Annotated in this window: 9 protein-coding genes; 3 read left to right on the top strand and 6 right to left on the bottom strand. The window is 51.4% G+C overall.

The features are described from left to right. Positions 1 to 45: 45 nt before the first annotated feature. Together Q8O77_RS18065 and Q8O77_RS18060 are read right to left on the bottom strand one after the other, a co-directional pair. On the bottom strand, positions 46 to 1,578 hold the full coding sequence (locus Q8O77_RS18065) for an HNH endonuclease (protein ID WP_305556585.1): 1,533 nt from the start codon (positions 1,576 to 1,578) through the stop codon (positions 46 to 48). Positions 1,579 to 1,580: 2 nt separating this feature from the next. Next, on the bottom strand, positions 1,581 to 2,177 hold the full coding sequence (locus tag Q8O77_RS18060; protein WP_305556583.1) for a bifunctional 2-polyprenyl-6-hydroxyphenol methylase/3-demethylubiquinol 3-O-methyltransferase UbiG: 597 nt from the start codon (positions 2,175 to 2,177) through the stop codon (positions 1,581 to 1,583). 390 nt (positions 2,178 to 2,567) lie between these two features. On the opposite strand from Q8O77_RS18060, the gene Q8O77_RS18055 reads away from it, so the two are divergent. After that, positions 2,568 to 3,206: a DUF642 domain-containing protein gene (locus Q8O77_RS18055; RefSeq protein ID WP_305556581.1), complete on the top strand. Its 639-nt coding sequence runs from the start codon at positions 2,568 to 2,570 to the stop codon at positions 3,204 to 3,206. Here the strand turns inward: Q8O77_RS18055 and Q8O77_RS18050 are convergent. Beyond that, on the bottom strand, positions 3,203 to 3,601 hold the full coding sequence (locus tag Q8O77_RS18050) for an OsmC family protein (protein ID WP_305556579.1): 399 nt from the start codon (positions 3,599 to 3,601) through the stop codon (positions 3,203 to 3,205). The two genes, Q8O77_RS18055 and Q8O77_RS18050, sit on opposite strands and share 4 nt — an antisense overlap. 201 nt (positions 3,602 to 3,802) lie before the next feature. On the opposite strand from Q8O77_RS18050, the gene Q8O77_RS18045 reads away from it, so the two are divergent. Then, positions 3,803 to 4,948, top strand: a complete 1,146-nt coding sequence (locus Q8O77_RS18045; RefSeq protein WP_305556577.1) for an efflux RND transporter periplasmic adaptor subunit — start codon at positions 3,803 to 3,805, stop codon at positions 4,946 to 4,948. A gap of 12 nt (positions 4,949 to 4,960) precedes the next feature. Continuing rightward, positions 4,961 to 8,077, top strand: a complete 3,117-nt coding sequence (locus Q8O77_RS18040) for an efflux RND transporter permease subunit (protein ID WP_305556574.1) — start codon at positions 4,961 to 4,963, stop codon at positions 8,075 to 8,077. Positions 8,078 to 8,179: 102 nt separating this feature from the next. Here the strand turns inward: Q8O77_RS18040 and Q8O77_RS18035 are convergent, their stop codons facing one another. The 3 genes from Q8O77_RS18035 to Q8O77_RS18025 form a co-directional block, all read right to left on the bottom strand. After that, the gene (locus Q8O77_RS18035) at positions 8,180 to 10,867 is read right to left on the bottom strand and encodes an Ig-like domain-containing protein (RefSeq protein WP_305556572.1); all 2,688 of its coding nucleotides are present in this window, start codon (positions 10,865 to 10,867) and stop codon (positions 8,180 to 8,182) included. Positions 10,868 to 11,049: 182 nt separating this feature from the next. After that, entirely contained in the window at positions 11,050 to 11,667 is a 618-nt protein-coding gene (locus Q8O77_RS18030; RefSeq protein ID WP_305556570.1) for a TetR family transcriptional regulator, read from the bottom strand. 101 nt (positions 11,668 to 11,768) lie between these two features. Then, complete coding sequence (locus Q8O77_RS18025; RefSeq protein ID WP_305556568.1) at positions 11,769 to 12,968, bottom strand: diguanylate cyclase; 1,200 nt, start codon at positions 12,966 to 12,968, stop codon at positions 11,769 to 11,771. Between the last annotated feature and the right edge of the window lie 3 nt (positions 12,969 to 12,971).

Genomic DNA, 12,971 nt, shown 5'->3' with positions numbered 1-12,971 from the left:
CTTCCAAACTAAGCACTATAACCAAATCATTATTCTGTGCCGAGCTTATTCCACTATACCTTTTAGCCTGGCAAAAGTTCGCATGGTTTCATCGGCCGCCAGAGGCGGATAATCGGGGTTTTTGGCGATCAGCAGATACTGCCCGTCGGCGATTTTTTTCACATCACGCAGCAGGTATTGGTTATCACCACTTTGATCCTGGCGTTCTATGGCAACGGTACAGTTTTGTAGTGAACCGGCGCTGGTTGGGCTGATCAGCTCCAGCAATAGTAGTTGGCCGTCTAATATCGGGGTTTTTCCACCGTTCATCGAGTTGCCGCTGGCGCGGGCTAAAAAGTGTTTAGCAGGGTTCAGGCTGCCAAAACCAGCCGGGGCGGGCCATTGTTCGGCCTCGCTGATATTGCCGGTTTTAAAATGACCACAGGCAATTTTAAGATTGGGAAAGTAGCACAGGCGCAAACTATCATCGGCAGTTGTTATTGCCGGCGCATCATTAGCGGCAACTGGCGCAATGCGCATTGTCTCGGGGTTAGTCTGGACAAGCTGAGCAGCGCCGGCAACGACAAATTCATCTTTGTTCAGCCATAGTTTGGCACCATTGGCCTGCGCAACGCCGTAGGCCCAGTCACTGACTGCCAGCGATTTCGCTGCATCGCAGAAAAAATAGGCCGCCAGTTCTGTACTCAGCACTGCTGCATGTTGCACCAGGTTTTGTTCCTGCCAGTTATCGCGATGTACCTGCGCCGCCAGATAATCACGCTTGCTGTTATTACAACTGCTGTGAGCGGCAACAAAGTTATGGCCCAGATCGGTAGAGTAGCGGGCGAATGGAATAAAGTGATCAACGTCGGCGCTGCTTTGGTCTTTTAACGGTTTATGGCAGTAAAAACATAGCCCACGCTGGATCTCGATAAGTACTGGTCGTGCTTTGTTTAGCGCATTTCTGTCTACACCAAACAAAAACTGCTGCAGCTGACTTTGTGAGCCCAACAATTGCTGATTGTCTTTAATACTCTGAATTTTTTGCAGCCAGGCATTTTTTGCCAGATACACCACCAGATCGTAAAAGCGGCGGAACGAATAGGCAATGCCGGGGTTCAGCTTGATAAACTTATTACTGTTGCTATGCGGATATAAAAAACATTCCGCCTGCTTGGACAAAATTTGCAGCCGCCATAACGGGCCGTCTTTCAATGTCGCCAGCGTTGCGCGATAAATAGCAGGCCAGTACTGGCTGAGTTTTAACTGGCGGATATTACGGATATTGTTTTGCTGACACTGATACAACACGCTGATAACTTTGGACTGCTTGCCTGAGTTTTGCTTGAGCAGCGCGGCATCACCATTGGCAGCGGGGGCAAAAGGTACCGCATGATGCCAGTACAGCAGGATCAACTTATCCACCAGTTGATCCAATGTAATCACCAGTTCACTGTCTGGTTGTTGCAGCGGATGCTCGACGCAGACATCGGCAATAGCGTGCAGCAGAGCAAACTTGTATGTTGCACTGAAGTCGCCTTCAGCCAACATACGCTGAATATAGGCAATAAAGTCCAGTTGCTCTTGCATGCCGGCCATAGCTAAACAGCGTCCTTCTTCAGCAGTGCATTAAACCACATTTCATCACTACGCTGTGGACGCTTATCCTGCGTCAACCAGGTTTTGCTGAGCGTCAGTCCGGCTATATCTGCGACTAATTTAGCCAGTTTTGGCTCGTTCATATCGGTAAAGTTGCGGCCGTCTTTACTACGCTCACCATCGCCATATTTAAAGGATGCATACAGCACTGCATTGGGTTTAAGCGCGCGTTGTAAACGGGAAAAAACATCAGGCAAGGCTTTGTCTGCGACATGAAGCAAGCTGGCGCAACACCAAATGCCATCAAAGGTTTCTTTTTTATCCAGTTGCTCAAAGCTATGCACTGCAACAGTTTGGTGTAAACGCTCACTGGCAATTTTCGCCATTGCGGCACTGGCATCAAAAGCACTGACGGTAAAACCTTGCTGCTTAAAATAACCGGCATCACGGCCACTGCCGCAACCGGCATCAAGAATATGGCCGCCGGGTTTTACCATAGGCAGAAACTCAGCATACAGTGCAGCTATGTCGACGTTAACTGTCTCCTCTGCATATTCCGCTGCATGCCGGTTGTAATAATCTATTGTTTCAAATGACATTTATCTGGCCGCGATTTCGCTACAAACGCCTTGATACTACCTGTGTTCTTTATTATTTCAAAGCGGTACATTTTTGTATTGCTGATGCAGGATCAGTGTATAAGTTAAGTGTTCGCAGAGTTTTCGCGTTTGGTTGTTCCAGAATGATCGATGCTATAACGGCCTTATTTAAGACCTTTTTTAGCCGGGTCGCAATTGATGCTGTACACAGGAAATAATGCTTCTTGCTATTTTGCTGCGGCTTATGTGTGCTTCCGCACATGTTGGCGTCTGCATATTGGTTATTATTTGTTCGTATTTGTGTTTGTCACATTGTATGATAGCAGCGTGTTTCATATTGCTGTGCCGGCCGGATTTGCCGGTTTGATACTAAAAAGTTGAGGGATCAATATGTTATCTCAAGCAGCTGGTCGGGTAGTTGGTGCTGCGGCACTGATGTTAGGCAGTTTCAGCAGCCATGCCGGGCTGATCGTAAACGGCGATTTTGAAGCCAATACCGTTAATGCAGGCAGCTGGAGCTGGATGTCCAGTAGCCAGATAGATGGTTGGCAAGGTAGTAACATGGAAATCTGGCACGACATGAACGGCGTGCAGGCTATGAGTGGTCAGTATTTTATTGAACTCAATGCCCATGGTGATAACCAGGGGGCCTGGTCTATTTTCCAAAGCTTTGCCACTGACATTGGCCAGCAGTATCAGTTTAGTTTTTACTATCGCGCCCGCAGTAATAATAATGAGCAGTTTGAGCTGTCGTTAGGCGATACCAGCTGGTTGTTTGATGACCATACGACGCAGGGTTGGGCGCACTACAACAACTATTTTATTGCCGAAACAAGCAATACCACTTTACGTTTTACTTCGTTAAATCAAGGCACTATGGGTAACCTGCTGGATGCGGTTCAGGTTAGTGCTGCACCCATTCAAGTTGCAGCTGAAGTGCCCGCGCCTGCCGGTATTGCTGCTTTTAGCCTGGGCCTGGCGGCATTAATGGCTGGCCGCCGGCGCCAGCGTAAGCTACAAGCCGGTTAGCTATAGCTGGTATTAATCTCTGTACTGACTTCTGTCATCAGCTTATGTATCGGACATTTGCCGGCGATGGTTGTCAGCTGGCTTTTTTGCTCGTCGGTTAGACTACCCAACAGTTTTAGCTGCACGTTTAACACATATACCCCCTGCGCTTCGCGGCTGTTGTCGCGCTCTATTACTACATCTATATAATCCAGCGGCAGTTGTTTACGTTTGGCGTACATCATTACCGTGATGGCTTTGCAGGCGGCCAGGGCGGCGTCGTAGTAGTCGTGCGGGTCGGGTGCGCTGTTATCGCCGCCTAAATCTTTGGCGACATCGGCAAACACTGTGTGCTGGTTAATACGAATGGTTTGGCGGTAAATGCCGCTGTCACTTTTACGCAGTTCAATACTCATATATCACCTGTGGTTGTAAAAACGGTATCCGGATCCTGACAGTCTATACTGCACTGATGGTTGTTGGTCAGCTTTTTTCTGCCGTTGGTCGCGGCCAGGCCGGTGCCTTATTGAATACATACAAGCTTGTATGTATATTGCCGTTCTTATTCTGCCTAAGCTGTGCACGGCTTGTTCGGGCAGTGTCTCACAGGAGTTTGTATGCGTGTAAATGTAAAACTGTTCACTGTTGCGCTGGCGGCATTGGTACTGGCGGCCTGCAGTGAGCCACAACAGGGCGCTGCGCAAGGAGCGGCCGCTGCGACAGAAGTAGAAGTAGTAACAGTTGCCACCACGGCGTTGGCATTAACCACTGAATTACCCGGCCGTACTACCGATTACCGCCAGGCGGAAATCCGGCCGCAGGTAAACGGTATTTTAAAGCAGCGCTTATTTACCGAAGGCCAGCTGGTAGAAGCCGGCCAGGTGCTGTACAAAATTGATGCCGCGCCGTATCAGGCGGCATTAGCCAATGCCAAAGCCAACCTGGCCAGCAGCAAGGCGGTGCAGCATAACGCTAAGTTAAAAGCCGAGCGTTTTAAGGGCTTGTTAGGCGGCAAGGCAGTAAGCCAGCAGGATTTTGACGATGCTCAGGCTACGTTAATGCAAGCCGATGCCGCGGTAGCCAGCAGTGCAGCAGCACTGCAAAGCGCACAAATAAACCTGGACTACACCGAGATTACCGCGCCGATTGCCGGCCAAATTGGCCGCTCGCTGGTAACTGAGGGCGCGCTGTTAACCGCCAACCAAACCCAGGTAATGGCGACTATTCGCCAGTTAGACCCGATTTATGTTGATTTAACCCAGTCCAGCTCTGAGCTGTTAAAGCTGAAAAAACAGATGCGCGGTGATACCAGCGGCAAGGTCAGCGTGGATTTGCTGCTGGATGATGGCAGCGAATATGGCCATAAAGGCAGCCTGCAGTTTTCTGAAGTTAATGTAGACCCGGGCACCGGTATGGTAACGCTGCGGGCGGTATTTCCGAATGAAACCGGCGACTTACTGCCGGGCATGTTTGTGCGGGCACGCTTGCACCATGGTACCGATGATAATGCACTGTTAGTGCCGCAGGCTGCGGTAAGCCGCACGCCAAAAGGCCAGGCCTCGGTAATGCTGGTGAACAGTGAAAATAAAGTGGAAGCCCGCGTAATTGAAACCGGCCGCTCGGTTGAGCAAAGCTGGCAGGTGCTGTCCGGCCTGCAAGCCGGTGACAAAGTAATAGTGGCAGGTTTGCAAAAAGTACGGCCGGGCGCTGCGGTGCGGGTAGTAGACGCACCGGCTGCCATCAGCCAGACTGCGACAGAATAACAGGGGTAGCAGATGGCGAATTTCTTTATAAACAGGCCCATTTTTGCCTGGGTAATCGCAATAGTGATTATGCTGGCCGGGTTGTTATCAATTAAACAACTGCCGATAGAGCAATACCCGCGTATTGCGCCGCCGGCAATCAGTATCAGCGCCTCTTACCGTGGTGCCTCGGCGCAAACGGCAGAAGATGCGGTAACCCAGGTAATAGAGCAGGCGATGAATGGCCTGGATAACCTGATGTATATGTCGGCCAACTCGGACTCGTCCGGTAACGTTAGCCTGACCCTGACCTTTGAAACCGGCACCGATGCCGATATTGCCCAGGTGCAGGTGCAAAACAAACTGCAGCAGGCGTTGCCGTTATTGCCGCAGGAAGTGCAGCAAAACGGCGTACGGGTAGCCAAATCCAGCGGCGGCTTCCTGATGGTAGTGGGCTTTATCTCCGAAGACGGCAGCCTGGCACGCGACGACATTGCCGATTTTGTTGTGGCCAATGTTAAAGATCCGCTCAGCCGCACCACAGGTGTGGGCAATGTGCAGGTGTTTGGCAGCCAGTATGCGATGCGGGTGTGGTTAGATGCCGACAAGCTGAACCAGTATCAACTGACCCCGGCTGATGTAACGTCGGCTATTCAGGTGCAGAATAATCAGGTAACCGCCGGCCAGTTAGGCGGAGCACCGGCCTTACCAGGCCAGCAGTTTAATGCCGCTATTTTGGCGCAAACCCGGCTGACGTCGGCAGAAGAATTTGGCCAGATTTTACTGAAAGTTAATGCCGACGGCGCTATGGTAAAGCTGTCTGATGTGGCACGGATAGAGCTGGGTGGTGAAGACTACTCGGTAATAGCGCGCTACAACGGCAAGATGGCCACCGGTTTAGCGATAGAGCTGGCCACCGGCGCCAATGCACTGGATACCGCCGCCGCGGTAAAAGCCAAGCTGGAAGAGCTTAAACCGTATTTCCCCGAAGGTTTAACCACGGTGATCCCGTATGACACCACGCCCTTTGTGGAGGTGTCGATAAGCTCGGTAGTACAAACCCTGATAGAAGCCATTATTCTGGTGTTTCTGGTGATGTATCTGTTTTTACAGAACTTCCGCGCTACGCTTATTCCTACGCTGGCGGTGCCGGTAGTATTGCTGGGTACCTTTGGCATTATGTCGCTGTTTGGCTTTACCATTAATACCCTAACCATGTTTGGCATGGTACTGGCGATTGGCTTGCTGGTAGATGACGCCATAGTGGTAGTAGAAAACGTGGAACGGGTTATGTCGGAAGAAGGCCTGGGCCCGGTAGAAGCCACGCGTAAATCGATGGGCCAGATCACCGGCGCGCTGGTGGGTATTGGTTTGGTGCTGTCGGCGGTATTTGTGCCTATGGCGTTCTTTGGTGGCGCCACCGGTGCCATTTACCAACAGTTCTCTATTACCATTGTTACTGCCATGGCGTTGTCGGTGCTGGTGGCACTTATTTTTACCCCGGCGCTGTGCGCCACTTTGCTTAAACCGATTAACGGCGACCACCATGCTAAGGGCGGCTTTTTCGGCTGGTTTAACCGCGGCTTTGACAGCACCAACCGCAATTATCAGCGCGGTGTGGCCGGCATGCTTGCCAGGCCAAAGCGCTCGATGCTGGTGTATGGCGCTATAGTGCTGGTAATGGCAGTGATGTTTATGCGCTTACCTACCTCGTTTTTACCGGAAGAAGATCAGGGCGTGTTTTTATCTATGGTGCAGCTGCCCACCGGTGCCAGCCAGGAGCGTACTGAAGCGGTATTAGATAAAGTGTCGGCCCACTATCTTAGCGAAGATGCGGTGCAGTCGGTGTTTACCGTATCCGGTTTTAGCTTTGCCGGCCGTGGCCAGAATATGGGCCTGGCCTTTGTGCGGCTGGCTAACTGGGATGATCGCGGCGATGCCGACAGCGTGCAGGCCGTGATTGGCCGCGCCTGGGGCTTTTTCGCTACGGTAAAAGAAGCGCAGATATTTGCCTTTAACCTGCCGCCGATAGCCGAGCTGGGCCGGGCTACCGGCTTCTCGTTGTTTTTACAAGACCGCGGCGGAGTAGGCCACGAAGCGCTGCTTAATGCCCGCAACCAATTACTGGGTATGGCGGCACAGCAAAAAAATCTGGTAGGTGTGCGGCCGAACGGCATGGAAGATGCGCCGCAACTGCAGATAGCAGTAGATCAGCTTAAAGCGCGGGCGCTGGGCGTGGCATTGGGCGATATTAACCAAACCTTATCTATTGGCTGGGGCTCTACTTACGTTAACGACTTTGTCGAGCGCGGCCGCGTGAAGAAGGTGTATGTGCAGGCTGAGCCACAGTTTCGCATGACACCGGAAGATATCAACCGTTGGCATGTGCGTAACAGCAGCGGCGAGATGGTCAGTTTTGCCTCTTTTGCCAGCAGCGACTGGGTATATGGCCCGCAGCGGCTGGAGCGCTATAACGGCGTATCGGCAATGGAGATTCAGGGCGAGCCGGCGCCCGGCACCAGCTCAGGCGATGCCATGGCGACGATGGAGCAGTTAATCAGCCAGTTACCGACCGGTATCGGCTTTGAGTGGACGGCTACCTCTTACCAGGAAAAGTTATCCGGCTCTCAGGCACCGGCGTTATATGCACTGTCAATCTTAGTAGTGTTCTTGTGTTTAGCGGCGTTGTATGAAAGCTGGAGCGTGCCGTTTGCGGTAATCCTGGTGGTGCCGCTGGGCATTATCGGCGCCTTAATTGCCGCCTATATGCGCGGTTTGGGTAACGATGTCTACTTCCAGGTGGGGCTGTTAACCACTATGGGCTTAGCGTCGAAAAACGCCATCTTAATTGTCGAGTTTGCCCGCGAGCTGCAACAGCAGGGTAAAGAGCTGACCGCTGCGATACTCGAAGCAGTACGCCTGCGCTTGCGGCCGATTATTATGACATCTATGGCATTTTCGCTTGGCGTACTGCCACTGGTGATCAGCAGCGGTGCCGGCTCGGCCAGCCGCAATGCTATTGGTACCGGAGTACTGGGCGGCATGATCTCCGCCACGGTATTAGCAGTGTTTTTAGTGCCGGTGTTTTATCTGGTGATAATGCGCTTTTTTGGTGAAAAGACAGCGGCGAAACCGCAGGCAGAGCAATAACAGGCTATTGAAAAATTACGGGCAGCTACGCTGCCCGACAGTTTGTACCTTACCGGCATTTCAGTCCCACGCTGACTTGCCGGTTTTTTTATACCCGCAGGCTTAGCGCCGGCTGGTTACTCTGCAAAGCGCAGTGCACGCCAGCAAGCTCAATAACAACCAATGTAAGCTGCCGCCTGAACTCTGCTCAGGCTTAGCGGCTACTGAGATTTGCACCGTATGGTTGCTAACTGCTCCGGTAGAGTCGCTGATGTTAACGCTTAAGCTAAACTCGCCGGCGCTGCTCAGGGTACCGGTAAGCAAGCCGGTGCTGGACAAGGTTAACCCGGCTTGGGTTGAGGCCAGGGCAAATTGCAATGCCTGGCCTTCAGGGTCGGTAAAATGCTGTGCCAGTTCGAACTGGATAGCATCGCCTGCTGTGGTGCTGAATACCGGTAGTGTGGCTTTGGCCACCGGCGCCATGTTCAAACTGAAGTTAAAGCTGGCGCGCGATACCAGGCCGGCAGGGTCGGCGGCTAATACGTCAAAGCTACCGGGTGCACTTTGCTGTTCATTAACGGTTAGTTGCCCGTCATCGCTTATGCTTACGCCAGGTACTGCGTTTTGCAGGCTGAATGACAGTGTCGCATCTTCTTCGTCACGCACCACAGTGCTCAGCGTCAGCTGATAAGGTTGGCCTTGATTCAACAAAAGTTGCAGCTGTGCAGCATCGCTGACATAAGGCGCACTGTTATGTGCAAAGCGTATTAAGCGGCGGTTCTGCGCATCATAGATACCAAGATTACCGGCCAACGGCAGCAGCATGATACTGCTCAGCTGGTAGTCGTCATACAGCTGTTGGCTGCTGATATCCAGACTGTCAGACCAGATACCGCTGTTGCTGTCTTGCTCAATAAGGTGCAGCCCATGCCCGTCGTATGATGCGGCAAAGCGTTCACCCACACGAACTGCGCGGGCGAAATCGGTTTGCAGATACTGGTTTGACAGCAGTGTCAGCTCACCGCTTGGCGCTACGCGGTAGCTTTGCAGATAGTTGCCGTTGCTTAATGTCAACAGATCGTTATGCAGGTAGTAGCTGTCCGGTGCAGGTAAAGAGAAGCCGTGATACTGCCGGTTTTGCTGTAAGTTAGCATCCACAATAGTAAAGTGGCTGATAATTTGCTCTTGCGAATTTACGGTATAAATATTGTTTTCTATCGCCAACAGCAGCTGGATGCGAGCAATACCTGATACGCCTGATACACCGTCGGCCACAGTATTAACTAAGCTGAACTGATTATTTTGCCCCAGCCGGAACAGATTAAGGGTGTTATTGCGGGAAATCAGCAGATCAGTGCCGACGCTGGCCAGATTGCGGGAATTGGTGTACAGCGAAGAACCGTTGTAGTCCGTCAGGATGCCGCTGCTCAGCCATTGCAACTGATCAGTTTGGCTGTTCAGTTGCAGCACTGAATATCGGTGACTCTGGAAGATAGCGAACAGACCATCTGCCAGCTTGCGGCTGATTATTGTTGATTGGTGATCGTCGTAGCCGAGTAATTCTGACGCAGTAGCAAGCTGCACCAGTTCAGGTATACCTTGTTGATTAAGTTTATACAGCCTGAACAGTTGATTATGACGCTGCAGCAGGTAATCGTTGTCCAATGGTATAACACCGTTGGACTGATCAAACGCCAGCACCACATCTTGCTCACCTGGCAGCAGGCGGGTTTGCACCGCTAAGGTGTCAGTATCTAACTGTAATAAGCCGGTATCAGTTAACAGCGTTATTGCGTTTCTACTTACTGAAACATTGTTTATATTATTGATTTCATTGTTAAAGTCAGCGATGGCTAGTTGTTGCAGGTCGCTACTGTTATGCAAGCGAAGCTGGTTGTAGTTTCTCAGCAACAAAGTAGTATCATCGACAAAATACAGTTGGTCGAAATAGCTGCTGAATAAGTTATTACCACTGTTCTCCTCGCTCAGTTGCATACTGGCAAGGTCGAGGTTCAACACATAACTGACGTTGTTGCCACCGTAAACAATGCGGTTACCGCTTGGGTTGACGGCCATATAACTGACAGATTGATAGCTGGTACTATTGTGAGTCATATTATGCCCGTCGGCATACTGCCACTGGCCATTATCCAACTTATACACCACCAGGTTTTCGTTGGCATTTTGCCAGCTTGATTTGCTCACCAACAGCAGGTTATTTGCCAGGGCAATATTTTCTGCATACTCAGCCAGCTGCAAAGTGCTGAGCAACGTCAGCTTGCCGTTGTTCGGGGCTACGATATAAGTCGTAATGTTATAGCCGCTGTTCAGCACTACAAGGCCGCTATTTGAAATGACTATGCGGCCATAACCGGTATTTACACTGCTTAATGCTGTTAGATCAGGTTGGTACTGTTGATCCAGCGGGATAAGGGTTACCACACCATTAGTGAGCATTAGCACCCAGCTGTCTGTTGCGGAAACTTCCAGCTGTTCCACAGAGGTTTGTGTATCCAGGCCAAGTTCAGCATGACTTACTTCGCGTACCAACTGATATTGACCATCTTTCGTTGCGTAGATAGCAATGCCCTGATAACTGGCTACCGCAGTAACCTTGTCGCCGCGCGCTACATTATGGGCATAGGCCAAAATGCCTTCATCAAGTTGAGCTGCAGTTTGAAAACTGATTGGCTCACTCAGATACTCTTTTGACGGCAGATAAGAGCTGCTGTCATAAAGTGGCGTTACAAGTTGCTCTGCCTGTACAGATGATACTGCCAGAAATACACCAGCCAGAAACGTTTTACGCATCAATGTAAGTTCCTAATGGGGGTAATTGTATTCGGAAAGTCAGGGAAATATATTGTTACCGCTGCGGGTAACAGGAAGACAATCCATTGTATGTTGAGTTATATGATTAAAAAGCGGGCGAATCTTAGCAATCTGATAAAACTAAGTAAATAGAAACAGTGCTTACCCGGCGCATAAAGGCGTCAGGCTTTCATCAGGCCCTGCAGCATGGTATTAATCAAGGCGGCCGCGTGTTGTTGCAGGTCGCACTGCTGTGGCCGTAATAAGAAGGTGCTGATAATACCGCCAACATACATATGCATAGCGTTTGCCGCTAACCTTGGCGACACACCGTCACGTAAGGTACCGGCCGCGGCGGCACGTTCAAAGGCGCGCTGCATCACAGCTACCGTTTGTTCGTCTAATTCATCTTGTTTGGTTACGGCGGGGTTTAGCTCGTCGATATATTCACAGCGGTGAAACACTATAGTCAGCACGCGTTGTTTTTGTTCACTGGCGGCAATCAGTTGCAGGCCATTGGTAAATAACTGCTGCAACTGCGCAAATGGCTCTGCGCTGGTGTCGTTATCTATTTCAGTTAACATAGTTTGAAACGGCAAGCGCACCCGCTCCAGCATGGCATTGAATAAATCCGCTTTATTTTGAAAATGCCAGTAAATGGCACCGCGGGTAACATTGGCCGCCACAGCAATTTTTTCCAACGTCGTGCGCGACACACCATGCTGAAAAAACAACACCTCTGCCGCATCTAAAATAGCTGCCCGGGTGCTCTCGGCTTCGGCTTTAGTACGTCTAACCATCTTGCTGTCTCTTAACCATGTTATCTGCTTAATACGGCAGCAATTTTAACATAACTTAACAGCTTCGGCCTAACCTAATCTGGCCGTTGCTAACGGCCGGTTCAGCGTGCAAAAGCTACCTGATTACGGCCGGCTTTTTTCGCGCTATACAGCGCTTCGTCGGCGCGTTTCAGCAGGGCCGTGGTGCTTTCGCCGCTTTGGCGGATGGCACAGCCCAGGCTAATGGTAATGTGCACGGTTTTGCTGCCGGCGTCTTTACCGCGTTGTTGCTTGCCTTCGCTGCTGTCTTTTGGCCGCGTTTGCTGGCGGATCACCAGCGGATAGCCCGCTACTGCGGCGCGTACCTGCTCCAGCTTTTCTGCCAGGGTGTCTTTGTTGTTGTGGCTAAACACCAGGGTAAATTCTTCGCCGCCGTAGCGATAGGCTTTTACGCCGCGCTCGCTGCCCAGCACTGCGCCCAGCAGCTTTAATACCTGGTCGCCGACATCGTGGCCCCAGGTGTCGTTAAACTTTTTAAAGTGATCCACATCCAGCATCACCACGGCACTGCGCCGGCCCAGCCGGCTTAAGTGGCTTAACAAAGCGCGGCGTTGCGGCAATTGGGTTAGCTCGTCGATGTAAGCCAGTTGCAGCATTTGGCTGGCTAAGCTGAATAACAAAGCAAAGCAGGCGGCCAGGGTCATCCAGCCGGACATATGCGATTGTTGTATCGTCAGGTAAAACAGCATAATGGCCAACCAGGCGGCAAACTGGCCCCAACGCTGGCTGCCGGCAGAGTAAAAGTTCAGCAGGCCAAGCCAGCAGGCGGCGACCACCGCCATCCACCATAACTGGCCCCAGCTAAACAGCAATGTTGGGCTTACCGGTTGTAAAAATGCCGCCGGTAAGCCGGAGCTGGCTAAAAAGCCGGCCAATGGCAGCAGCAGTATGGCCACCGGTGCCAGCAGGGTAAGCAGCAGTAACATAATGCCGCGTGCGGTAGGCAGCTGGGGTTTATTTTGCAGTTGCAGTAACAGCATTATCGCCGTAAACGCCAACGGCAGCACCACGGCAATGGCAGCAGTGTCGGCGTTGCTCAGCGATTGTTGCAGTGCGCTTTGTACCACCCAATAGTGGCTGGTTAATAAGCTGAGGGTGTACAGCCAGTTCCATTGCCGCATCAGGCTGGCGAGCAAGCCGGTAAGGCATAACATGGCGTAAATAAGTAGCGGAAAAGCCGCGCTGAACGTGAGCATCAGTTCAGGCAGCATCCATTGCAGTAACATCAGCAGCAATAGCGGCAATAAAACAAAAAGATGCACCTG

This window comes from Rheinheimera sp. (assembly GCF_030690345.1).
Classification (GTDB): Bacteria; Pseudomonadota; Gammaproteobacteria; order Enterobacterales; family Alteromonadaceae; genus Alishewanella.
The sequence above is the reverse complement of the archived record's forward strand: the minus strand, read 5'-3'. Positions and strand labels throughout refer to the sequence as shown.